22 protein-coding genes are annotated in these 22810 nt (G+C 46.6%); 16 read left to right on the top strand and 6 right to left on the bottom strand.

From position 1 onward, the window contains the following. Position 1 precedes the first annotated feature (1 nt). Genes DT065_RS02870 through hfq form a run of 3 tightly spaced genes read left to right on the top strand, consistent with a single transcriptional unit; the run spans position 2 to position 2028 of the window. Positions 2 to 820 (top strand): class I SAM-dependent methyltransferase, encoded by an 819-nt coding sequence (locus DT065_RS02870; protein ID WP_114370705.1) that lies wholly within the window; start codon positions 2 to 4, stop codon positions 818 to 820. Beyond that, positions 817 to 1767: a tRNA (adenosine(37)-N6)-dimethylallyltransferase MiaA gene (gene miaA, locus DT065_RS02865; RefSeq protein ID WP_114370703.1), complete on the top strand. Its 951-nt coding sequence runs from the start codon at positions 817 to 819 to the stop codon at positions 1765 to 1767. The genes DT065_RS02870 and miaA overlap by 4 nt, the downstream gene beginning before the upstream one ends. A 30-nt stretch (positions 1768 to 1797) precedes the next feature. Next, complete coding sequence (hfq, locus tag DT065_RS02860) at positions 1798 to 2028, top strand: RNA chaperone Hfq (RefSeq protein ID WP_114370701.1); 231 nt, start codon at positions 1798 to 1800, stop codon at positions 2026 to 2028. A gap of 74 nt (positions 2029 to 2102) precedes the next feature. On the opposite strand, the gene DT065_RS02855 is transcribed toward hfq, so the two are convergent. Continuing rightward, on the bottom strand, positions 2103 to 3131 hold the full coding sequence (locus tag DT065_RS02855; RefSeq protein ID WP_160112373.1) for a tyrosine-type recombinase/integrase: 1029 nt from the start codon (positions 3129 to 3131) through the stop codon (positions 2103 to 2105). A 155-nt stretch (positions 3132 to 3286) separates the two neighbouring features. Between DT065_RS02855 and DT065_RS02850 the strand changes: the two genes are divergently transcribed. The 8 genes from DT065_RS02850 (at position 3287) to DT065_RS02815 (ending at position 11849) form a co-directional block, all read left to right on the top strand. Next, positions 3287 to 4174 (top strand): AAA family ATPase, encoded by an 888-nt coding sequence (locus DT065_RS02850; RefSeq protein ID WP_114370697.1) that lies wholly within the window; start codon positions 3287 to 3289, stop codon positions 4172 to 4174. A gap of 17 nt (positions 4175 to 4191) precedes the next feature. After that, positions 4192 to 5454 carry a GTPase HflX gene (gene hflX / locus DT065_RS02845; RefSeq protein WP_418314572.1) on the top strand — a complete coding sequence of 421 codons (1263 nt, stop codon included), beginning with the start codon at positions 4192 to 4194 and terminating at the stop codon, positions 5452 to 5454. Further along, the gene (locus DT065_RS02840) at positions 5454 to 6707 is read left to right on the top strand and encodes a methionine gamma-lyase family protein (RefSeq protein WP_114370693.1); all 1254 of its coding nucleotides are present in this window, start codon (positions 5454 to 5456) and stop codon (positions 6705 to 6707) included. The genes hflX and DT065_RS02840 overlap by 1 nt, the downstream gene beginning before the upstream one ends. A 494-nt stretch (positions 6708 to 7201) precedes the next feature. After that, complete coding sequence (gene glnA / locus DT065_RS02835) at positions 7202 to 8557, top strand: type I glutamate--ammonia ligase (protein ID WP_114370691.1); 1356 nt, start codon at positions 7202 to 7204, stop codon at positions 8555 to 8557. Between the two features lie 758 nt (positions 8558 to 9315). Further along, positions 9316 to 10092, top strand: a complete 777-nt coding sequence (locus DT065_RS02830) for a DUF6677 family protein (protein ID WP_114370689.1) — start codon at positions 9316 to 9318, stop codon at positions 10090 to 10092. An 11-nt stretch (positions 10093 to 10103) separates the two neighbouring features. Next, positions 10104 to 10571 (top strand): hypothetical protein, encoded by a 468-nt coding sequence (locus tag DT065_RS02825; RefSeq protein ID WP_114370687.1) that lies wholly within the window; start codon positions 10104 to 10106, stop codon positions 10569 to 10571. A 27-nt stretch (positions 10572 to 10598) separates the two neighbouring features. Further along, on the top strand, positions 10599 to 11054 hold the full coding sequence (locus tag DT065_RS02820; protein WP_160112372.1) for a CBO0543 family protein: 456 nt from the start codon (positions 10599 to 10601) through the stop codon (positions 11052 to 11054). Between the two features lie 24 nt (positions 11055 to 11078). After that, positions 11079 to 11849 carry a hypothetical protein gene (locus tag DT065_RS02815; protein WP_114370684.1) on the top strand — a complete coding sequence of 257 codons (771 nt, stop codon included), beginning with the start codon at positions 11079 to 11081 and terminating at the stop codon, positions 11847 to 11849. Between the two features lie 59 nt (positions 11850 to 11908). Here DT065_RS02815 and DT065_RS02810 read toward each other — a convergent pair whose 3' ends face one another. Further along, positions 11909 to 12313: a YugN family protein gene (locus DT065_RS02810; protein ID WP_114370682.1), complete on the bottom strand. Its 405-nt coding sequence runs from the start codon at positions 12311 to 12313 to the stop codon at positions 11909 to 11911. An 805-nt stretch (positions 12314 to 13118) separates the two neighbouring features. On the opposite strand from DT065_RS02810, the gene DT065_RS02805 reads away from it, so the two are divergent. Continuing rightward, entirely contained in the window at positions 13119 to 13739 is a 621-nt protein-coding gene (locus DT065_RS02805; protein ID WP_114370680.1) for an NAD(P)-dependent oxidoreductase, read from the top strand. Here the strand turns inward: DT065_RS02805 and DT065_RS02800 are convergent. Further along, a complete protein-coding gene (locus DT065_RS02800; RefSeq protein WP_114370679.1) occupies positions 13733 to 14221 on the bottom strand; it encodes an SRPBCC family protein in 489 nt (162 codons plus the stop codon). The two genes, DT065_RS02805 and DT065_RS02800, sit on opposite strands and share 7 nt — an antisense overlap. Positions 14222 to 14315: 94 nt before the next feature. Between DT065_RS02800 and DT065_RS02795 the strand changes: the two genes are divergently transcribed. Then, complete coding sequence (locus DT065_RS02795; RefSeq protein WP_114370677.1) at positions 14316 to 15254, top strand: AEC family transporter; 939 nt, start codon at positions 14316 to 14318, stop codon at positions 15252 to 15254. A gap of 83 nt (positions 15255 to 15337) precedes the next feature. On the opposite strand, the gene DT065_RS02790 is transcribed toward DT065_RS02795, so the two are convergent. Both DT065_RS02790 and DT065_RS02785 read right to left on the bottom strand, forming a co-directional pair. Next, positions 15338 to 16315 carry an LLM class flavin-dependent oxidoreductase gene (locus tag DT065_RS02790; protein ID WP_114370675.1) on the bottom strand — a complete coding sequence of 326 codons (978 nt, stop codon included), beginning with the start codon at positions 16313 to 16315 and terminating at the stop codon, positions 15338 to 15340. Between the two features lie 18 nt (positions 16316 to 16333). Next, positions 16334 to 16618, bottom strand: coding sequence for a DUF3219 family protein (locus tag DT065_RS02785; RefSeq protein ID WP_114370673.1), 285 nt, complete (start codon positions 16616 to 16618; stop codon positions 16334 to 16336). A gap of 270 nt (positions 16619 to 16888) precedes the next feature. On the opposite strand from DT065_RS02785, the gene DT065_RS02780 reads away from it, so the two are divergent. The 3 genes from DT065_RS02780 to DT065_RS02770 all read left to right on the top strand — a co-directional run bounded on the left by DT065_RS02780 (position 16889) and on the right by DT065_RS02770 (position 20298). Next, positions 16889 to 17866, top strand: coding sequence for an ABC transporter substrate-binding protein (locus tag DT065_RS02780; RefSeq protein WP_114370671.1), 978 nt, complete (start codon positions 16889 to 16891; stop codon positions 17864 to 17866). Between the two features lie 383 nt (positions 17867 to 18249). Next, positions 18250 to 19098 carry an ABC transporter permease gene (locus tag DT065_RS02775; protein ID WP_114376028.1) on the top strand — a complete coding sequence of 283 codons (849 nt, stop codon included), beginning with the start codon at positions 18250 to 18252 and terminating at the stop codon, positions 19096 to 19098. A 27-nt stretch (positions 19099 to 19125) separates the two neighbouring features. Further along, positions 19126 to 20298 (top strand): quaternary amine ABC transporter ATP-binding protein, encoded by a 1173-nt coding sequence (locus DT065_RS02770; RefSeq protein WP_114370670.1) that lies wholly within the window; start codon positions 19126 to 19128, stop codon positions 20296 to 20298. A 51-nt stretch (positions 20299 to 20349) separates the two neighbouring features. On the opposite strand, the gene DT065_RS02765 is transcribed toward DT065_RS02770, so the two are convergent. Continuing rightward, complete coding sequence (locus tag DT065_RS02765; protein WP_114370668.1) at positions 20350 to 22758, bottom strand: YhgE/Pip domain-containing protein; 2409 nt, start codon at positions 22756 to 22758, stop codon at positions 20350 to 20352. Between the last annotated feature and the right edge of the window lie 52 nt (positions 22759 to 22810).

The following is a 22810-nucleotide window of genomic DNA, read 5'->3' as shown; positions in this document are numbered from 1 at the left end:
CATGTACACTGTAAGTATGAGACCCTTTCAAGTGATTGTGACGACGAGCCGCTATCCAACGCTGGAAATGCAAGCGCGCGCATGGCAATTGGCCGCACGTTTTCAGTGTCCGTATGAAATGCGTGACAGAAAAACAATGACGGCTTTTTTACAACAAACGGACCTCGTATACATGGTCGGGAAAGATGGACGGGATCGATTATATGCAGGGGAAAGTGAACAGCCGTTTTTTTTCCACCCGAGCATGGCCAAGATACGCGTCCAACGTTTGGTGGACGACGAGGATGATTCGCTTGTTGCGGCCGCTCGATTACAGCCGGGAGATTCCTTCCTGGACATGACGCTTGGAATTGGTGCGGACAGCATTGTCGCAAGCTATGCGGTCACCGCTGCCGGGTGCGTAACCGCTGTCGAAAAAAGTCCTTATATTGCCGAAGTGGTGGCCAGAGGTTTACGCTGTCACCAAGAAGATGTCCCGGCATTAAATGAGGCGATGGGGAGAATATCGGTCGTTCAGCAAGACCATTATGCCTACTTACAATCCGTGGCGGAAAACAATTTCGATGTCGTTTATTTTGACCCTATGTTTACGCGGAGCCGCGTGCAATCGGCACATATGGAACCGCTGCGCGCCGTTGCCGACACCGGAACCCTTACCGAAGCGGTCATTGAAGAGGCTAAAAAAGCGGCCGAACGCGCAGTTGTACTGAAGGCAGAGCGGGACAGCCCTCTGTTTGAACGTTTTGGGTTTCACAATGTAAAGAAGCATCGCACCGTTTCGTACGGAACGATGCACATGGAGGGGGGGGCAGGAAGGTGAGAAAACCGGTAATCGCAATCGTTGGGCCCACGGCGGTGGGAAAGACGACGGTCGGCATTGAAATGGCGAAACATTTTTCGGGAGAAATCATTAATGGGGACGCCTTCCAGGTCTATCGAGGGTTGGACATAGGAACCGCGAAAGTGACCGAAGAAGAAAAAGAAGGGGTTTCCCATCATCTCATTGATATTCTCGAACCGACGGATACATATTCTGCCGCCCGTTTTCGTCAGGACGCTCATCAAAAAATGGGAGAAATAGAGGAACGAGGGCATCTTCCGATCGTTGTCGGCGGAACGGGAATGTATATCAAGGGCTTAACCGCTGACTGGTCATTTAGCGAAGCTGCGAGGGACCAATCCCTTCGCGATCGACTGGAAGCGCGCGCCAAGGAAAAGGAGGGAACGATCCAACTCCATGAAGAATTACGAAGCCTCGATTCGGATGCAGCAAAACGAATCCACCCTCGCAATGCGCGCAAAGTGATCCGCGCCTTGGAAATTTTATATGCCGGCAAAAAGCCTCCAGCTCCCGTGCAAAGCGAAAACCCAAGCGGCAAATCTCATCAAGTAATCATGGTCGGATTAACGATGGAGCGGTCCCTGCTTTATGAGCGGATTGAGTCCCGCGTTGATCAAATGATTGCTTCAGGCCTGCTTCCGGAAGTGCGCGCGTTATATGATGCCGGTATCCGTCACACGCAATCGATGAAAGGAATCGGTTACAAAGAGCTTGTGGCTTATCTTGACGGATATTATTCATGGCCCGAGGCAATCGCGCAATTGAAAAAAAATTCAAGAAGGTTCGCAAAAAGACAGCTCACCTGGTTTCGAAACAAGGAACAAGTCACGTGGTTTGAGATTAGCGAAGAGGCAAAACAGAATGTGATCGAAAAAATTAAGGCACACCTTGCAGGAAAATTGACGCGCGTGTCGAAAGATTATTAAAAAGCGAAAGTTTAAAGGGGGAAGAATATAATGAAGAACATTAACATTCAAGATCAATTTTTGAATACGCTGCGCAAAGATAATATTCCGATCACGATTTTTCTTACAAACGGATTTCAACTTCGGGGCTACTTGAAAGCATTTGACAATTTTACGATTGTCATTGATACGGATGGGAAGCAACAACTTGTTTACAAACATGCCATCTCGACATTTGCCCCCAAGCAAAACGTTGAGTTGCAATTGGAAACCAACGATTAAAAAAAGACTCCGCCCTGCATGTAGGCGGAGTTTCATCTTGAATAGATGAAGCAATCGCTTCTTCTCGCCGATTTCTACCAATCCGACATGTGAGGTCTGAGTTCCGGCAAGGCGTGAATGTGTCTTTCTTGGGAATGCTCGTTCACGTACGCTTGATAGCGAGCCAACACGAGCGTGGAATGGAGGCCGAGGAGATCTTGAATGTATTCAAGCGTATGTCCGCGTTTTAGGGCAGACACAATAAAGGTGTGGCGAAAATGGCGGGCGCTTTTGCCGGAGGCCATCCCTGCCCGTTTCGCTTCTTCACGAATCATTTTTTGCATCGCCACAATCGTTAAACGCTTCGGTTCATCATTTTCGTAAGACCAGCGATAGGTCTGTTTTTGAAAATCAAACGCGACAAACAAAGGGTGATTTTGCCCCGGGTAAGGCCGGACAGGTTTTGGGATTCCTTTTAAATAGCGGTTCAATTCCTGGCGGTCTTGTTTGGAAAGTCGAATCTCCCTCTGTCGTACTTCGCCATCATCCGGGGAAACGACCATCGCGCCTGTACCGAAATTCACGTCGTCCAGGTTTAATCCGTGCAATTCTTGTAGTCGCAACCCATAATGGAGAAGGAGTTGGATCATCGCTTTGTTACGTGGAGCCAAAAGGGGACGTGCTTGTTTCTGTTCATCGCTTAAACCAAGATCGGATACGATGCTTTTAAACAAAAGGGAAAGTTCTTTTTGGCTGAATAGATCGTTCTCGCCGATGGTTTCGTCGGAACCGGGGGGGAGAGAAACATTTTCCATGATATTTCCGGCAACCCCGTGGGTTTGGGAGAGATATTGAAAATAACCCCGCAAGACGGTTGCGATTCGATTCACCGTTTTCCGGTTGTATTTACGAGTATCCATGATAAACATAAAATAATCGTCGATCATCGCCGGTTCCAAGTGCTGAACGCTCAATGCATTTTTTTCTGCGTGAACGGCCGCAAATCGGTAAAAATCCGCGAGGTCGTACGTATATCGGCGAATGGTGGAAGCTTTTCTTCCCCTTGAAGACAAAAATTCTAGAAAATCGCGGGCTTCATCCGGTAAATCTGATTGATCGATCATAATGTCCCTCCTCATCAGTACTCCGCTCTTCGGTTGTCTCTGACATCCGGCTTCTGACTTCCGAACTCCGGAATCACACATTTGCGCCTTCTTGCGTAAACTATGGGCAGATGCCCTGGTACATCTGTTTTGACCAGAGAAGCGGAGGGGTTATAATGCACGCGCAAAAAGCGAATTCGCGTATACGGGTGCTCATTCAAGACCAGGAACGTGACCAACCTGACTCCGATCACTATGTCTTGCAAAAAGCGGAACAACAGTTGTATAAACTCGTTGGTGTCAGCGAATTAAAAACGTTTATTCGTGAAATCTACGCCTGGATTCATATTAACCGCTGTCGGGAAAAACATCAATTAAAAACGAAGCAGCAATCGATGCACATGATTTTCAAAGGGAACCCGGGAACGGGCAAAACGACGGCGGCACGTTTACTCGGCGATATGTTCCGGGAATTGGGGTTTTTAGAGAAAGGGCATTTCATCGAAGCAGAACGTGCGGATCTCGTCGGAGAATACATTGGGCAAACGGCACAAAAGACAAAGGAAATTGTGCACAAAGCCGAAGGCGGCATTCTCTTTATTGATGAAGCTTACGCCCTTGCCAGAGGCGGAGAGAAAGACTTTGGCAGAGAAGCAATCGATACGCTCGTAAAAGCAATGGAGGATCAAGTTCCTCCGTTTGTGCTCATTTTAGCCGGTTATTCAGGGGAAATGGAACGTTTCCTTGCCATGAATCCCGGCCTTCCGTCCCGTTTTCCCGTACAACTTGATTTTCCTGACTTCACCCAGGCACAATTAATGAAAATCGCTGAAGATATGCTCGTGGACCGAGATTATATCTGGACATCGGAAGCGAAAGAAAAGATGCAGAAAAAAATGCACGCGCGTCGCTCGGGGAACGGGGCCGGTGCGTTCAGTAACGGCCGCTACGTGCGTAACCAAATTGAGCAGGCGATTCGCCATCACGCGGTCCGAACGATGCGGGAAAAAAAGGACCACGACAAAGATGCGCTGCAGACGTTAATCGGTATTGATTTTAAATAGCATGGAGGGTCCGGGCTTTGGAAAGAGTGATCGTCACCGCTGTGATCAGCGAAAAGGAAACGGAGGCAGAAGCATACGCCTCGATGGAAGAATTGAAAAGTCTCGTCACGACGGCAGGGGGTACGGTCATGGCGACAACGGTGCAAAATCGTCCTACCCCCGACGTATCCACGTATGTCGGAAAAGGTAAGGCCGATGAAATTGAAGCGCTCGTGGACACGTGGGAAGCGGATGTTGTCGTTGTAAACGGGGAGTTGTCTCCGAGACAAGGGCAGTCGCTGTCCGCGAGAACGAGCGCCCGCGTGATTGACCGTACGCAATTAATTTTAGATATCTTTGCGGACCGTGCACAAACAAAGGAAGGGCGCATTCAAGTCGAGCTGGCTCAGCTGACGTATTTACTGCCGAGATTGCGCGGCCAAGGACACGCGCTTTCGCGTCTCGGAGGCGGTATCGGTACGCGTGGTCCTGGTGAAACAAAATTGGAAACGGACCGCCGTCATATCCAAAGGCGAATGGATGAATTAAAAAAAGACTTACGACGTATTCGCAAACACCGGACCACGCTCCGCAAGCAAAAAGAAAAGCAAAAGGACCCGCAATTTACCCTTGTTGGGTATACAAACGCCGGAAAAACCACGCTCTTAAACGCCCTTACCAACGAAGAAGCTTTAGCGGAGGACTTGTTATTTGCGACGTTGGATCCGTTGACGCGGGCGCTGCGCCTGCCATCGGGTTTAGGGGTAAGAGTCAGTGATACGGTCGGATTTATCCGCGGCTTGCCAACGACGTTGATCGCGGCATTCCGTGCCACGTTGGAAGAAGTGGCTGGGGCTGATGTCCTCATTCATGTCATTGATGCTACAAGTCCGGAAGCGGAAGTGGAAAAGCAAACAGTCATGGAGCTATTGGATGAGCTGGGTGCTGGAGAGATCCCGGTCATCACAGTGATGAATAAAGCTGAAAGCCTTGATAGGGATATGGTCCCGGCCGTAAGCGCGGCGCGCCCGAGATTGTATATCAGCGCGCGGGAAGATAAAAATATCGATGACTTGCAAACCGTAATGGAAGAAGAACTGATCAAGCAAATGTCCTTTTACTCTATTTCTATCCCGGCCAGTGAAGGGCGGCGTCTTTACGCGATTCGAAAATCGACGATTGTTCGGGAAGAATCATTTGATGAAGAAAACGAGAGGTACAAGCTGCAAGGCTATGCATTCGATCATCATCCGCAAATTGCAGCCAACAAAGAAAATGATAAAAAGGAAGATCATAGCTAATGGATACGAGTGACTTACAAAATGCATCGAAAATCTCTCGTTGGATCGAAGAGATCGAGGAAGCATGGGCCCCGCTTCAACGAGAAATCGAAGGGGTCGTTGAAGCCAACCAGGCAAAAATCTTGAGCGCTTATCGGAAGGAACATATCTCCGACGATCATTTGCAAGGGTCAGACGGATACGGGTACGATGATGCAGGAAGAGAAGCACTCGGCCGTGTCTATGCACATGCATTCGGAACCGAAGCTGCCATCGTGCGCCCTCAGTTCGTCTCCGGTACCCACGCGATAGCCGCAGCCCTGTTTGGCAATTTGCGTCCCGGAGATGAAATCGTCTACGCGAGCGGGGACCCGTACGAGACGATGAAAGAAGTGCTTGGACTTGTTGGCGATAGCCCGGGTAATTTTCGCGAGTATGACATACAGACGCGTGTGTTACCGTTAACGCCTTCCGGGGATGTTCATCTCGATCGATTGCCGGAGGTCATCCATGAAAAAACGAAATGGGTAGTCATTCAGCGCTCGAAGGGATATGATGAACGACCGTCGATCCCCATCCAACAGCTAGAACAGCAGATTCGGTCGATCAAAAAGCGCTGGCCGCATGTGTACGTGTTTATCGACAACTGTTACGGAGAATTTGTTGAAACAATAGAACCGGGACATGTCGGGGCCGACCTTTTGGCCGGCTCGTTAATCAAAAATCCTGGCGGAGGTTTGGCAAAAACTGGCGGTTACATTGCCGGGAAGGAGTCGCTGGTGGAACGGGCGGCATCCAGGTTAAGCGCGCCGGGGATAGGCTTGGAAGCAGGTGCAACCGGCTCTTTTCTCGGAGAAGCATTTCAAGGGTTTTTCCTTGCGCCGATGATCGTGGGAGAAGCGTTGAAAGGCGCTCATTTTACGGCCGCTTTGCTGGAAAAAGCAGGTTTCCAAACAAACCCTGCGCCATTTACGTCGCGGACGGATTTGATTCAATCGGTATCGTTTCAAGATGAGGAGCAGATGATCTTCTTTTGCCAAAACATTCAAAAATACTCTCCGATCAATGCCTACGTGACCCCGATTCCCGGTCCGTTGCCCGGATATGAAGGAGACGTAATTATGGCAGCGGGCACCTTTATTCAAGGGGCCAGTATTGAACTGAGTGCGGACGGACCGGTAAAACCTCCGTATACGGCTTATGTGCAAGGCGGATTGTCTTTTGCGCACGTGAAAATCGCCGTCATTCAAGCGTTAGATACGATGATGAATTAGTGATGGAAAGGAAATTGACATCTGAGTCGAATCTGCGTAAGATAACCCCATAATCATTCGGTAAGTGGTGTGGAGAGAAGGGGGGGAGAGGACGTGGGGCAGAGCGATCGTTTGTATATGCCTTTCCGTGTTCTCTATTCGCATCGTAAAGGACTTAACCAATGTAACGCCTCGCCAACTCCGCTACGATGAAAGCCAAGGATTTGTAACACTGGCAAGGATCGAAGGCCATCAACGATTGTTGTTGTTCGCCGAGGTGGACCGCCTTGCTTGATATCAAGCAACTAACGGATCGCGGCATTACCATGGCGGGCATTAAAGAGGTATTTCGGGATCGCTCGGAACAAGAGAGAATAGAAACGAAACCATGAACAAGTTAGATGGGAGGCGCTTAATAATGCCAAGCGCATAAAGCATCGATGATCCAGGGTCAATTTGCCCATTTTTTCTATTAAACTAAGAGATATCTATTGCTTTTACAAGGAGGAAATAAAATGTCAAGCACGTATTCACGTGAGGATATTACGAGCATGGTAGAGGAAGAAAATGTGAAATTCATTCGTTTACAATTTACCGATTTGCTAGGGACGGTAAAAAATGTGGAAATTCCTTCTAATCAATTGGAAAAGGCGCTTGATAATCAAATGATGTTCGACGGTTCGTCCATTGAAGGGTTTGTACGCATTGAAGAGTCGGACATGTACTTATATCCGGATTTGGATACATGGGTGATCTTCCCTTGGACACCGGAAAAGGGGAAAGTTGCCCGTCTCATTTGTGACATATATGAGCCACCTGAGAAGTCGGGGGATGCTCCGAAACCGTTCGGGGGAGATCCGCGCAGAGTCCTCAAAAATGTGCTCGAGGAAGCGAAAAGCCTTGGTTTCACCGATTTTAACATCGGTCCCGAACCGGAATTTTTCTTGTTCAAAAATGATGAAAAAGGCGATCCGACATTAGAATTGAATGACAGAGGAGGCTATTTTGACCTCGCGCCCACTGATTTGGGGGAAAGCTGCCGTCGCGACATTGTCCTTGAATTGGAAGGCATGGGTTTTGAAATTGAAGCCTCTCATCATGAGGTCGCTCCCGGCCAACATGAAATCGACTTTAAATATGCGGATGCCGTCACGACTTGTGATAATATCCAGACGTTTAAGCTCGTCGTTAAAACGATTGCCCGTAAGCATGGCTTGCACGCGACATTTATGCCCAAACCTTTATTTGGTGTGAATGGGTCGGGGATGCATTGCAACATGTCTCTTTTCAAAGGGGACACCAATGTATTTTACGATGAAAGCACGAAGACGCAGCTAAGCAAGACAGCCATGCAGTTCCTTGCCGGCATTTTGGAACACTCGAAAGCGTTCACAGCACTTACCAACCCGATCGTAAATTCATTTAAGCGTCTCGTCCCCGGATTCGAGGCACCGGTTTATATCGCTTGGTCCCATCGGAACCGCAGCCCCCTTGTACGTATTCCGTCCTCGCGCAAAGCGAGCACGAGAATCGAAGTACGCAGCCCTGATCCTGCGGCAAACCCATATCTCGCGATGGCCTCGATGCTCGCTTCCGGCCTCGATGGGGTAAAACGGCAACTACAGGAACCGGAGGAAACCAACCGCAATATCTATGCAATGAGCGAGCAAGAACGCGAGGAAGAAAATATCCAGGCCTTGCCGCCGAGTTTAAAAGAAGCGATCGATGAGCTCAAACGAGATCAAGTCCTGCTCGATGCACTCGGAGAACACGCGGTGGAGCACTTCATCGAAGCGAAAGAAATCGAATGGGATATGTTCCGCACGGCCGTACATCCGTGGGAGCGGGAACAGTACATGCAGAGTTATTAAGAGTGGAAACCCTTGAGCTGAAAGGCTTAAGGGTTTTTCCTTTCGTGATATTTTTGTAACAAGAGGTTTCCTTCACCTGAAAAATCACGAGTAAAAAACGTTAAATGGCGATGCACGATTTTTTAGCTTCCGGTAAATACGATGATCATATTTCCTTCTTGCGTAAGCAAGTTCGCAAACGAAGAGATTTTATAGCTCCGCTCGTCAATCATCATTTTCGGAAATTGAATCAGGGACTCTTATTCTTAGGGAAATTATAACCATTAAGGAGGATGGGGCTTATCTGACTACTCCGAAATAAGGGCATTATCTAGAACAACAAAAAAGAAGATGCCCCGCTTTAGATCAGCCTTCTTTATTCCTGGCTAACCGGTTAAGTGGAGCAACTCGCGTTAAGATCCCCAATCACCAGTGGGGTCTTCTCGCCTAAAACCATCAAACGGTTGAATCGATCACTCCTGCCCACATTCCCATGAAAGCGGCAGGATCATCTCTCACCAGTAGGGGTTCTTGCAGTTGAAGTCGCAGCGCCCACTTTACATTTTCATGCATGGCTATTCCAAAATCGGGCAATCTACATACAAGAAATGAAGAATGAAAGCTTATAGAAGCATTGCCATTCCGAGGTCTGCGCAATTACTGAACACTGAACTGTTTTTATCGCCTACTGCTGCTGCAAGTTGTCTCCATCGTCCATCGCAGCCATCTTCGGCGTCCGGAAGATCGAGATTAAAAAGGGGGGGAAACGCCACTCATCCATGCAAAATTTTTCGCCCACAAATAAAGAACGCCGCTTTAAAGCATATGTCGGACCTATAGGCACCACACAATTACACTTGCACAATCCATACATCGTCGCTTGGTGGTCAGCTTCTCTTCCCGGATTTGGACATATGTTGTTATCTAAACATGTCAGAGGGATTATTTTATTTCTATGGGAAATTCTTATCAATATCATGTCCAAGCTGAACCTCGCCATGGTTTATTCGTTTACCGGGCAGGTGGAAATGGCAAAGGAGGTCATTGAACCACGCTGGGTGCTCTTGTACATACCGGTGTATATTTTTACGATTTGGGACAGTTATCGGTCAGCTGTCGATATCAATCATCAGTTTTTGCTCGCCGAACATGAAAACGCACCATTCACCACCTATCATTTGGACTCGCTTGAAATTAATTATTTAGACAAAAAAGTCCCCGCGATGGCGGCGCTTTGGTCTTTGCTTGCACCGGGGCTGGGGCACCTTTATATTCAGCGCATATTGGTTGCTTTTTTTATGCTCTTTTGGTTCATCGTGATCGTTTACTTCTCAGGCGTGCTCATGGCCATTCATCATCTCTTTTTAGGGCAGATCAGTCAAGCAACGGAGGTTCTCGATCCACTATGGTTCCTCTTTTTTCCGTCTCTGATTGGGTTTGTTGTCTATGATGCTTACGTTCACACCATAGAAAACAATAAACTGTTTGAAAGCGTCCAGCGGAACTCCCTGAAGGGTCATTATCAAACCTATCGCGTAAAAATTCCCGAAAGGTAGAGGGCAGGTACATGCAAATCTTTGCTACGTTTGAACATTCATCGTATTTGGAGTTAGCACTAGCTTCTTTGGAACAAATCGGCATCCCCAAGAGCAACATTTTGGCCGTGCCGCTGGATAATCGCAAAGAAGATCGGAAATTATTTGATACCCTTCATCGTTCAGACGGCGTGAGTCTATTTGATAAAGGCGCTGCCCTGGCCGTCATATTTGCCGTTATCTTCGCGAGTATGGGATTTGTGTGGGAATGGGGGCCGATATACTGGGGGTTGATCGGCGCCGCCGGGGGGTTTTTGTTAGGGTTTTTGATCGATCTTTGCCTCGTAAAAATCTTTCATAAAAGAAAACGTGTACTAAAGGGGAAAAAGTCGGAAGTTATTCTCGTTATTGAATGTCCACCGGGAAAAACGGAAAAAGTAGAAACAATGCTATGGGATCATCTTGCGCTTGGTGTGGCACAAACAGTGGATTCCCAATGAAACGGAGGTAATTTTGTGGAACGATTAGTGTTAAAAGTCGTTTTTGCAACAGGTATCTTTACCTTGCCCTTCACTTTCTTGCGTCGCAATGTCAAGGACCATATCATTATCTTCCTTGTAACGGGATACGCTGCCACTTTTTTAGCCCAGCTTGTTGTGAGAAGAAAAAAATTGAAATATCCGGTACGCCCCTGGCCCAACTATTTTGATACGAATATTCTTTATGAATATCTGCTTCTCCCCTTGGTGAGTGTGTGGTTTAATCAAACGACACGTCGTTCCGGGATCATCGGAACACTCGGACAAGCTGTTCTTTACGGCACTGCCCATACTGTAATTGAGACCATCATTGAAAAAAAGACACGTTTAATGCAATGGAAAACATGGTCCGTGTTCCATAATATAAGTTCCATCGCGAGCGTGCTATTGGGAAGCAAGGGGATTTTGTTTGTGATCCGATGGCTATCAAAGAGGTTTGGATAAGAGGCGATTGAAGGAGATCACATCATGGAAAATTTCACTCAAACAAACCGGGAACACCGTTTTAGAGCGTATGTGAGTACGTTGGGCACCTCCCAGTTGCATTTGCGCAACCCTTATATAGTTGCCTGCTGGTCGGGCCTTTGTCCCGGTTTTGGCCATGTTCTTTTGTCCAACTATCTTCGCGGTTTTCTTTTATTCCTTACGGAAATGTTTTTAAATGTGATGACCCATTTAAACCAGGCGGTCATCTATTCATTTACAGGGCAGACAGAACTGGCGAAAGACATCTTGGATCCAAGGTGGTTGCTTTTGTTCGCACCGCTCTATATTTTTGCCATCTGGGACAGTTACCGTTCAACGGTCGATGCGAATAAACAGTTTCTGTTGGCGGACCATGAAAATGCTCCGTTTTCTTCGTTTACCATCGGGTCTACAGAATTGAATTATTTGGATAAAAGAAGTCCGGGTTGGTCGGTTTTTTGGTCATTAATGACCCCGGGATTGGGCCAACTGTACCTGAATCGCATTTTATTCGCTCTCTTGGTTGTATCGACATTTATCGTTTTTGTTTATTTTTCCTATTTTCTTGTCGCCGTGCACTATCTTTTTCTCGGGCAAACGAGCGCGGCCACACAAGTGCTGAATCCGCAATGGTTTTTATTCATTCCTTCCAAGATGGCTTTTCCCGCTTTTGACGCCTATGTTCATGCCGTGGAAAATAATAAATTATATGAGCACGAACAACGAAATTTCCTGAAACAACATTACCAAGACTATCGGGTGAAAATGAAATGAATAAACCGCATGAAACCAATTAAAAAAACCCTTGATTTCACACGGTTGTACTTTACTTTTCACGTTAAAAGCGTTTCTTCCAACTCACGAACGAGGCTTTTTCCTTCTTGGACATAGTGTTCGTCTACATAGGCATCCTTTTCCTCGGGGGAGGAAAATTGATTCCATAATGCGCTGAACACAGGACCGGCCTCTTGGTTAATGCCTGCTTCAAACTTGTGGGATAACAGAAACGGTGTTCCTAACTCGACGGTTTCGTTTCCGCTGCCGACCTCCCCATCTGTTGCGAAAAAAGGAATACGTAAAAACTGATACCCGTCATCTTCATCGGCCATTTTATAATCCATGTAGCCATGGTCGTACTCCCAGCCACCTCCCATAACATAGCCGAGGGGCCGTAACTGACGTTCCATATCTTTAGCCGACATTTCCAACCCGCTTATTTTGGATGGTAATTCATACATAATATCCTGCCCCTTTCGAGAAAACACCGTATACCAGCACATAGATTGGATTTCGCAGACTCGCGTTTGGCGACGTAAACCCGACGTTGACGACCTAACGACTTTACCGGGCAATATTAGTCTTTCTCGATTGGCCGGTTTCATGTAAATGGAGGATGAATGATTTTTTTATCGGTTTTAGGCGAGAAAACCTCCATGCCTACAAAGTGTAAAGTGTGGCGTGTGAATCGCTTTCGGGCTATTGCCGAATGATAGGATCTAATTGCGCTGTCCTAAAATCGTTGCGGCGCAAAGGATAAGAGCAAAGTAAATCCCCCGAACATTTCCAACATAGTCATAGGCATAGCGGCGTTCAACAGAGATTGGGTGTTGAGGACTCTTTGTGTTACGCGGGATTCATCGGAGTCCACAGGAATGGTTTTAGAGGACTCGAAGCGCTGCTTGGGATCCAAAAGAGTCCACAGGAATGGTTTTAGAGGACTCGAAGCGCTGCTTGGGATCCAAAAGAGTCCACAGGAATGGTTTTAGAGGACTCGAAGCGCTGCTTGGGATCCAAAAGAGTACACAGGAATGTGTTTAGCGGACTCAAAACACTGCTTGGGCTTCAAATGAGTCCTCAGGATTAGGGGTTGCGAACGCATAATGTTTGGCCGAGCGCCGAATGCTTCTGCAAACGAAGGTGTTTCTAGGAATCTCCATTCAAACTTCGTCAGAAATTAAGGTGGAGTAGTTCAAATGCTTGTGGCAAAATGACACTTAGAAGGTTTTAGACACGCGACAAAAAGCTGTACATGGGAGAGATAACATGAAAATATTGATATTAGGTGCGACCGGCAGAGTCGGAACAGAAATAACACGATTGGCTCTTGCCGATCAACACGATGTCAAGGTCTTGGTTCGTCAGCCTGAAATGTTAGCGATGAATCGTGATCAAGTAACGGTCGTGCAAGGCAATGTCTTGAATCGGACAGACCTATCGGAAGCGATGCATAATGTAGATATCGTGATTAGCGCGCTAAACACCGATAAAAACGATACGTTGTCAAGGAGTGCGCCGCTTATTATCCAAGAGATGTATGAACAGGGGCTGCAAAGATTTATTATGGTAGGAACAGCCGGCATTTTAAACAGTCGTACAGAAAGGGAGCTTTATCGATTTCAGTCGAGGGAATCGAAACGGCGCTCGACCACTGCCGCCGAAGATCATCTCGGGGCCTATCGGTCTTTGAAGGAATCCGGCCTAAAGTGGACGATTGTTTGTCCAACGGCCTTAATCAATGGAGGATCAGAAGGCAATTATCGGGTAGAAAAGGATTATTTACCGGAAAACGGAAAACGAATCTCCGTTGGAGACACTGCCGCTTTTACGTATTCGCTTTTAGATCTAGAGAAATACATTCATGTAAGGGTAGGCATTGCCTACTGATGATCTGCTGTCCTTGATGACGACATTTGCCCAAAATAAGCCTGCAATTGTTTTTTTCGAAAAGAAAAGATCTCTTCAAGACGTTTACGAACGATGAGTTGATGGGTGATTCGCCCAATGAAAGAAAATGGCATGGCATAATAGACGGTATCCTGCATTTCCACGCCTCCCTCGATCTCGGTAAAACGGTGGTTATGGAGCCAAAACCGAAAGGGGCCGAAACGTTGTTCGTCCACGAATCGCTTTCCTTCGCTCACGTGCGTAATCTCGGTGACCCATTGTACCTGCATCAAGGGGAAGGGACGAATACGATAACGAAGAATCATACCCGCGTGCAACGGTTCAGGCATCTCATCGATCATCTCGAAGGATATATCCTCAGGAGTAACGCCGGCCAGTTGGCGGGGATCGGAGAAAAATGCCCATGCTTCCTCACGGGAGATGGGTAGATGCTGGGTACTGGTTAAGGTGTATAGTTTCATTTTTCAACCGCCTTCCATCGATCAATTTTAATATTTCACGGGACATTCCGCAGATGTCATACGATAAAATGATCATCGTGTGCAGGAGGAAAACATGGATACTTTCCTGGCGGTATTTCGTGAAATGAGCATGCTCTATATCATTTTTGCGGCGGGTTGGGTTGCGATGAAGACAGGGATTCTTCCCGAAACAAGCCGGGGGGTTTTCACGAGGTTGTTGCTGTATGTGACTTTGCCGTGTTTGATCGTGACTTCCTTACATGTTCCGTTTGAAATGGATCGTAGTTTAGGGGTCTTTACATTACTGATGCTTTCCGCTTATTTTCTCATAAGTACTGCCTTTATCGGGAAATGGACCGCTCGGTGGCTGAAACTTCCGCAGGAACGATCCGGGGTTTATGAGAATTTGCTTTTATTCGGAAACCAAGGCTATATCGGTGTTGCCCTCGTTTTACAGCTTTTTGGTCAAAACGGGCTGTTTTTTGCAATGGTATTTAACATGCTCTATTTCATTATGATTTGGACGTACGGCATTGCTGTTATGCAACGGGAAAAGCCGCATACAGAAAGAGTGTCACTTTGGGTTAATCCCGGATTTATCGCCACAACCATTGGTTTTGTTTTCTTTTTTCTACCGATGTCATTGCCTCAAACGTTATTTGGAGCACTCGAGAGCATTGGGGAGATGACGATTCCGCTTTCCATGCTTTTAATCGGTTGTTTAATTGCTGCTGTTCGTTTGCACGATTTAAAACGGTTTCTGTGCAGTCCATTGCTATGGAGTGTCGTGAGTGCTCGTCTTTTTATTCTCCCTTTTTTTCTGTTTTTACCGTTTGTTTTCACAACCATCCCTTTTGAATGGCTCGTTATTGCTGTGCTCATATCCGCAACACCGAGTGCTCCGACGGTGAGTTTATATGCCGATAATTACGGAGGCGATACAGCTTTTGCATCCGTTTCCGTATTTGTTTCTACCCTTGTAGCGGTGGTAACGTTACCGCTTTTGTTTGGCATTTTCCATGCTTTCCATTAAGGTTTTGGCCAATTAGATCTCTGTCGTACCAACAGTGATCGTCGCAATGAAATGATGATGGGGTTTCTTATAAATGTCTCAGCTTAAAGAACTTCCCTGGCTATAAGCTCATACGATCGAAGGCGATCTTGCGGAGCGTATGTGGTCGTCATGATCATGATTTCGCCTGCTTGATATGTCGTTTGCATCTCTTTTATTTGCGCCTTAACGTATTGCGGATCGCCGATGATCATGTGCTGTTTCCGATCTTTATATCTTTCTTTTTCCTTATTCGTCAGCGGATAGTCCTTGGCTGCTTGAATCGAAGGTATGCCTTGCTCGCCTTCTCCTTTATCCCTCTGCAACTGCCAAATGAGTGAGCTGAGAGCGATTTCTTCCGCTCTTTCCGTCGTTTCTGCGCAAATGGCGGAAATGGTTACGATGATTTGCGGCGTTTGCTCTCGTTTTCGGGGAGTAAAGCTATCCAAATATTTCTGGGTGATTGCAGGACCGCTCTCATCACTCATGAACTGACCGAACACATAGCTTAACCCGTTTTTGCCTGCAAGCAAGGCACTTTTTTCACTCGTACCAAGCATCCAAGGGGTAGGGGAGACGTTTGGAAGCGGAGAAGCAGATACTTTCGGATCCCGTCCGTGTAAATAAGAGAGCAGCTCTTCAACCAAATCAGGCATCTTATAGACGTTTTGCAAAAAGTTGTCATTTAAAGCATTCGTCACTTCCGCGGACCCGCCCGGGGCTCGTCCGACGCCCAAATCTATCCGATCCGGGAATAGCGTCGCTAACTGGTGATGGACTTCCGCTACTTTGTATGGTTTATAGTGGGGAAGCAAAACGGCGCCGGTGCCGAGGCGAATCGTGTTGGTTTTTGCGCCAATGTAACCTAACATAATCTCGGGCGCTGAACACGCGAGCCCCGGCAAATCATGATGTTCTGTCATCCAGAAACGCTCATAGCTAAGCCTCTCTCCTAATTGTGCCAGCTCCATAGATTCGTTCAATGCCTCTTCGGCCGTTTGATTTGACGAAATCGGAGATTGATCCAATATGCTTAGTTTCATGAAAATACGCCTTCTTTCTTAGCCTTTAACTTCGATTAATTTTAATGTGTAATCGCCCACTTGTCCTTCGATATATAAATTCGTGATCGAGGTAAAATATTGCTGAATTGTCCCGCGAAACGCTAGATCTCTCTCCGGCACCTTCACATCAAACGTTCCTTCATACAACAAAGTCGTGATCGTGTGATACTCCTCGCTCGTCACTTTAAATTCAACGTTGATTTTATACAAGCCATCGATTTTTTCTTCTTCGTAGCTTTCGACTTTAATGGTGTCGTCATTCAACATGATTTCGCTAACCAAAAGAACCATCCTCTCTGTCTCAAGGAAAAGGATAGCACTTAGGGATCCGCGAGGCAAAATTTGTGCCTTTCGTCGAATAATGTAGAATTATAGATGATATTGTTAAAATTCATCGGTATAAGTATCCTTTTAAGGTGATAGATAAAAATAACGACAAATATTTAGGAATAACGACTGATTCCTCTTTTGACTTCGTGCTCTAATTTTGGTGTAATAAGCAAGTAAATTAAATAAGCATCATACATGTGAAAATTTGGAGGGGTTTTGTCAATGAAAAAAAGGAATAAATTGTGGTGTGCTGGCGGCCTGCTTTCCGTTGCAGCCCTTAGTTTAGCTGCTTGTGGTGGAGCAGGGGAAGACGGTGAAACGATTGTTTTTGCCGAACCTGAATGGGAAAGCATATGGTTTCACAATTCTGTAGCGCAAATCATTGCTGAAGAAGGATATGGTTATGCCACGGAAACGCAGACAGGGAGTTCCCCTGCGACTTTGCAAGGATTAAGAGATGGCGATATTGATGTTTATATGGAAACATGGATTGAGAATTTCGCAGAAGCTTATAATGAAGGTCTGGATGAAGGCGATATTGTCGAGCTTTCCACAAATTTCGATGATAATGACCAAGGGTTTTATGTTCCTACCTATGTCATTGAAGGAGACGAGGAGGAAGGGATAGAGCCGATGGCCCCTGATCTGCAATCCATTGGGGATCTGGAAGAATATTGGGAAGTGTTTGAAGACCCTGATGAAGACGGAGTGGGGCGCATTTATGGTGCCATTCCCGGATGGGAAGCCGAAACGATTGTAGAAGACATGTTTGAAGAATCCGGATTGGGTGAAACCTATAATTTGTTCAGCCCAGGATCGGAGGCTGCGCTTAACACTTCTTTGGTCACTGCATATGAAGATGGTGAACCGTGGGTCGGCTATAATTGGGAGCCTACCTGGATCATCGGCTTGTATGATATGACCTTATTAGACGAAGAAGACCCTGACGATCCATTTTTCCCATCCCAGCCGGTAACGGTTGCTGCGAATGCATCATTTGCAGAAAATGATGATGAATTTATTGCGTTCCTGGAACAATATGAGACAGACAGTGACCTCACCGGGGAAGCACTGCACTATATGGAAGAAAATGATGCGGATGAGCAGGAAGCTGCGGAATGGTTTTTAGCGGAGTACGAAGATCTTTGGACCGAATGGGTGCCTGAAGATGTAGCGGAGAATGTAATGGAGTATTTATAAAGGGTCAACACTAAAATCTATGGTTGACAAAATGATGTAATGATGAACGATGGTCACCGCTGCGGAAAAACACGACGCTTTCCGTGGGCTTGAGCTCAGCCTCCTTGAAAAAAGAAGTTCGCTTTTTTCTGCGGGGGTCTTCCCTCTGCGCTATCCCACAGGAGTCTCCGTGTTTTTCCTCCGCTAGCTAGTGTCATTATCATAATTATTCACTGATATCAACTATAAATTTTGGTGAAGCGCCTTTATAAAATAAAGAAAGGCAAACAGCGGGCCATCTCAATCGACGATAAGGTCTCTGTTTGCTCTTTCCTTTTAATGAAAAAAGTTACAAAGTGAATGGAGTGAAGCGGGATGGTTATCATCAAGTTTCCCGGGAGCCGATGAATACGTTTCCTGAAATTGCTCTAGATATAGGACAATATATAGATACGTTCGTCAACTGGCTGACCGACAATCTGGGATTTGTTTTTGATGCGCTTTCGGAGGCCATTATATGGAGCTTTCAATTATCGTCTTCCATCCTTTTATGGTTGCCCTGGTGGGTAATCATCGCGATTGTTTTTCTGTTGGGCTGGCGGTTGATTCGCTTGCGAACAGGTGTGATATTTGCGGTTTTCATTTTTTTGATCGGTGCTTTTGGTTATTGGGAACTCATGATGGATACAGTGTCGATTATTTTGGCTTCTGTGCTTATCTCCTTAATCATAGGCATACCTGTCGGTATTTTGATGGCTTATAAAGATCGATTCGAAAGGCTTATGAAACCGATTTTGGATGCCATGCAAACCATGCCTACCTTTGTTTATCTCATTCCGGCGATGATGCTTTTCGGATTGGGCGTTGTGCCGGGCATGTTCGCCACGATCATCTATGCGATTCCTCCCGTTATCCGTTTAACGAATTTAGCCATCCGTAACGTTTCCAAAGATATGGTGGAGGCTGCTGACTCTTTCGGTTCATCTACTTCACAGGTGCTATTCAAGGTACAGTTGCCGCAAGCTTTACCGACCATTATGACCGGGATTAATCAAACGACAATGATGGCGCTCGCAATGGTCGTCGTCGCTTCAATGGTTGGTGCGCAAGGGCTGGGACTGGAAGTCCTTTCTGCATTACAACAAATTGATATTGCTACAGGGTTTGAAGCCGGGATCAGTATTGTTTTCCTGGCCATTATTTTGGATCGCCTCTCTCAAAGTGTGGCCGAAAAGTATAAGTACACGGATTGATCATATTTTTGAAAGTAGGAATGGAAGATGCCCACAAAGATTAAAGTTGAACATCTAACCAAAATCTTTGGTCGGGACCCGCAGAAGGCTCTTGACCTAGTGGAAAAAGGGGAGTCCAAGGACGCCATATTGGAAAAAATGGGACATACCGTCGGGGTATATGACGTCTCCTTTGACGTGTCCGAAAGTGAATTTTTCGTTATCATGGGTTTGTCCGGAAGTGGAAAATCCACCTTGATCCGCTGTTTAAATATGTTGAATAGACCGACCGCGGGAAAAGTGGTTGTCAACGGAGAAGACATTGTCCCCTACTCGAAAAAAACGTTAGGTGAATTTAGGCAAAATAATATGGCCATGGTTTTTCAACACTTTGGCTTGTTTACCCATCGATCGATTTTAACGAATGTCGCCTATGGTTTGGAAGTCAAAGGCGTTGGGCAAGAGGAAAGAGAAGAAACCGCTATGCAAGTATTAAAAACCGTTGGGCTTGAAGGTTGGGAGCAAAAAAGACCCAGCGAACTGAGCGGCGGCATGCAGCAGAGGGTCGGCTTGGCCAGGGCTTTGGCTACGGATCCGGATATTCTGCTCATGGATGAACCATTCAGTGCATTGGATCCGTTGATTCGGCGGGAGATGCAATTGGAATTACTGGACATTCAAGCCAAACTGAAAAAGACGATTATTTTTATTACACACGATGTTAACGAGGCGTTTCAACTCGGTGACAGGGTCGCCGTTATGAAGGATGGCGTTATGGAGCAAATCGGTACACCGGAAGAAGTTCTGGAGACGCCGAAAAGCGACTACATTAAAGAATTTGTCAAAGACATTGATAAAACGAAAGTGTTGCAGGCGCAAAATGTCATGTTAAAACCATCGGCCATTGTCCCTGTTGGAGGCGGCGCTAAACTGGCAATTGAGGAAATGAGAAATCATGGGATTTCAAGCGTGTTTGTGATCGGTGAAAACAAAAAACTTGAAGGGCTCGTCACCATCGACGATGCGATGAAAGCCAACAAAGAAAATCAATCACTTAAAGACATTATTAAATCCGATTATCATACGACCGATCCTGAAACGTATATCGAGGAACTAATTCCGATCGCCACGGAAGCCAAGTATCCGATTGCCGTGGTAGACATTGACGAGCGATTAGTGGGTTACATCTCGCGCGTATCGGTGTTGGCATCGCTTGTTTGATGGGGGCTGAAGTGCCCCCCTTTTTTCGTGCCTGCCATGAAAAGCTGTTCCTTATGATTCAGTCCCTTTCATGTGCTTGATGGAAAAAAACAGAAAGGTTGCTGCCAGTGACACAAGTAAAATCAAAAGCAACGGCCATGTTTCAAGCAATAATCCCGGTTCGCCCATCATGATCGTAGCCCGCAGGCCATCCACAGAATACGTCATCGGGAGCCAAGCGTGTACGTGCTGAAAGAATGGAGGGACGAGTTCCACGGGAAAGGAACCTCCACTACCTCCCAGCTGTATGATCAATAAGATAATCGCGATATAACGTCCGGGATTATCTAAGATGGCAACGAGCATGAAAATCAGTGCCGTAAATGATAGGCTGGAAAGCCACATGAAAAATGAAAACCAAACAGGGCTGGCAATTTCCAAACCAAGCCCGAAGAAGGTGAATCCGCTTAGCGCGATCGTTTGGATCGTAGCCACTGTCCAAACGACTCCCAATTTACCGCAAAACCAATCCCAAGCCGTTTTGTGTTCAGCCAACGGATGGTAAAACGGGTAGACAATCGACAGCGTCAAACCTCCGACGAACAATCCCAACGATAAGAAATAAGGAGAGAGGCCTTCGCCGTACGTGTAATCCATGGTTTCACTTTCCGACACGGATTCAACGGGGGAAGTGAAGAGCGCCTGTTGCTCTTCGGTTAGCTCATTTTCCAATAACGTTTCAGCCAGTGTCTCAAGGTTTTCGTGCAGTTCTTGGGAACCTTCATCGAGTTCTTCGAGCCCATCTTCAATTTCCAAGCCACCTTGGAAGGCCTCTTGCATTTCCGATGAAAGTTCGTCAGCCCCTTCGTTCAGCTCTTGCAGCCCTTCATCAAGCGTTTGCACCGCTTGTTCAGTTTCATCGAGCGTAGCGTCTACGGAAGATAATACCTCGTCTGCTTGGGAAAGGGATTCATCCAGATCGGCCAATGTGGATCTTGCCTGCGGAAACACTTCCAATAGCTCAACGTCCCCATCACCGATTCCCTCCGGTGTGGCGTCACGAACACTCTCCAACTCCTGACTTACTTCATTTATCCAGTTTGACACATCTTCCTGTCCACCGGAAATCGCATCAACGGTTTCATTGAAATCTGCACCGATGGTATCGAGTTGCTCTGAAAGCTCCGGAGTTGCACTGCCCATATCATCATACGTCTCATTTAAGGCATTTACGGTTTCATCGACTTGTTGGCACGGTTGAACATTTTCAGAGTCCATCCCGTCTATGGTCTCTGAAAATGTATCCGCGTAGCTTTGCAATTCTTCATCTTCCGGGTAGTGTTCAGCAATATAATCGGATAAACCTTGAGCTTCTTCATCGGCGTCATTCCATTCGCCAAGCCGCTCTTGCCATTCGTAACAGACCCCTGCAAGCGATTCCAGATCATTCAAGCTTTCATTTGCCCGGTTTTGCCATTGATCTAGGCGATCATTCATCTCGCGGATATCATCGAGGGTACCTTGTGCGTCTTGAACGGATTGGTCAACGCCCTCAAGGCGATCTTCCAATTGGCTCAGCGAATCTTCGGCTGATTGCAGGGAAGAACGTGCAGCCGACCAATTTTCATCAAGGGAACGAAGGGATTGTTCCAGTTGTGCTGCATCGTCGCTTTCGAAATAAGCGCGGGCGCTTGTAACATCCGCTTGCATCTCGTTCAACGTGTCTTCCCATTGATCGATTTCTTCACTGTTATGGAAAAGCTCCGCGAAAGCCTCGACTTCCGTTCGCAATTCATGGGTGCCTTCAGCAGCTTCATTCGTTCCTTCATGTAAGGATCCGGCACCTTCATGCAGGTCCGACAACCCTTCCGTGAGAGAGCCCATGTTTTCAAACGCCGAATCGATACCGTCCGCAAGCGTTTCAGCCCCCTCTTCAAGCTCAACAGCCGCATCTGTCAGCTCGGTATATGCATCATCGATAACTTCCACATAGGTTTCCGTTAAAGTCCGGGACAGTTCCTCTTCAATCGTGTCCACCGCCTGCGTGCCCATTTGCGAGGCAGCGAAGTTAACGTCCTCATTGATATCATAATAAATCATTCCACTTTCAGGATCCTCGTCCTGTAAAGAAGAAACGTTTTCAGAAAAAGAAGAAGGGATGAAAACGTATAAATAATAATCGAACGCATCGAAGCCTCGTTGCGCTTCATCGGCATCCGTCACATGCCAATTGAAATCTTCACTTTCCAGAAGTTCGTCTACGAATTCATCTCCGGCATTCACTTCTTCTCCGTCCAATTCAGCTCCTTCATCTTCATTCACAATAGCAACGGGAAGCTCTTCAAGCTGCCCGTACGGGTCCCAGAAAGCCGAAAGCAGAATGCCTCCATACAAAACCGGAATCAATAGAATGCCGATGATCGATATGAGCATTTTTTTGTCTGCGAAAATTGCCTTCCATTCGGCAATAAAACCTTTCAATGTAAAACCTCCTGATTCGACCGAGTGACCAAAATAATAAAATGGTCAATTT

The organism is Salicibibacter kimchii, from assembly GCF_003336365.1.
Taxonomy (GTDB): Bacteria; Bacillota; Bacilli; order Bacillales; family Marinococcaceae; genus Salicibibacter; species Salicibibacter kimchii.
Note: the sequence above shows the minus strand (reverse complement) of the source record. Positions and strands in the feature narration are given on the sequence as shown.

Excerpts from the sequence above, each read along its gene's own strand:
- DT065_RS02870 (WP_114370705.1), top strand. The coding sequence starts at position 2 with ATGTACACTGTAAGTATGAGACCCTTTCAAGTGATTGTGACGACGAGC.
- hfq (WP_114370701.1), top strand. The coding sequence starts at position 1,798 with ATGAAGAACATTAACATTCAAGATCAATTTTTGAATACGCTGCGCAAA.
- DT065_RS02855 (WP_160112373.1), bottom strand. The coding sequence starts at position 3,131 with ATGATCGATCAATCAGATTTACCGGATGAAGCCCGCGATTTTCTAGAA.
- DT065_RS02850 (WP_114370697.1), top strand. The coding sequence starts at position 3,287 with ATGCACGCGCAAAAAGCGAATTCGCGTATACGGGTGCTCATTCAAGAC.
- DT065_RS02840 (WP_114370693.1), top strand. The coding sequence starts at position 5,454 with ATGGATACGAGTGACTTACAAAATGCATCGAAAATCTCTCGTTGGATC.
- glnA (WP_114370691.1), top strand. The coding sequence starts at position 7,202 with ATGTCAAGCACGTATTCACGTGAGGATATTACGAGCATGGTAGAGGAA.
- DT065_RS02830 (WP_114370689.1), top strand. The coding sequence starts at position 9,316 with ATGCAAAATTTTTCGCCCACAAATAAAGAACGCCGCTTTAAAGCATAT.
- DT065_RS02825 (WP_114370687.1), top strand. The coding sequence starts at position 10,104 with ATGCAAATCTTTGCTACGTTTGAACATTCATCGTATTTGGAGTTAGCA.
- DT065_RS02815 (WP_114370684.1), top strand. The coding sequence starts at position 11,079 with ATGGAAAATTTCACTCAAACAAACCGGGAACACCGTTTTAGAGCGTAT.
- DT065_RS02810 (WP_114370682.1), bottom strand. The coding sequence starts at position 12,313 with ATGTATGAATTACCATCCAAAATAAGCGGGTTGGAAATGTCGGCTAAA.
- DT065_RS02805 (WP_114370680.1), top strand. The coding sequence starts at position 13,119 with ATGAAAATATTGATATTAGGTGCGACCGGCAGAGTCGGAACAGAAATA.
- DT065_RS02800 (WP_114370679.1), bottom strand. The coding sequence starts at position 14,221 with ATGAAACTATACACCTTAACCAGTACCCAGCATCTACCCATCTCCCGT.
- DT065_RS02795 (WP_114370677.1), top strand. The coding sequence starts at position 14,316 with ATGGATACTTTCCTGGCGGTATTTCGTGAAATGAGCATGCTCTATATC.
- DT065_RS02790 (WP_114370675.1), bottom strand. The coding sequence starts at position 16,315 with ATGAAACTAAGCATATTGGATCAATCTCCGATTTCGTCAAATCAAACG.
- DT065_RS02780 (WP_114370671.1), top strand. The coding sequence starts at position 16,889 with ATGAAAAAAAGGAATAAATTGTGGTGTGCTGGCGGCCTGCTTTCCGTT.
- DT065_RS02775 (WP_114376028.1), top strand. The coding sequence starts at position 18,250 with ATGAATACGTTTCCTGAAATTGCTCTAGATATAGGACAATATATAGAT.
- DT065_RS02770 (WP_114370670.1), top strand. The coding sequence starts at position 19,126 with ATGCCCACAAAGATTAAAGTTGAACATCTAACCAAAATCTTTGGTCGG.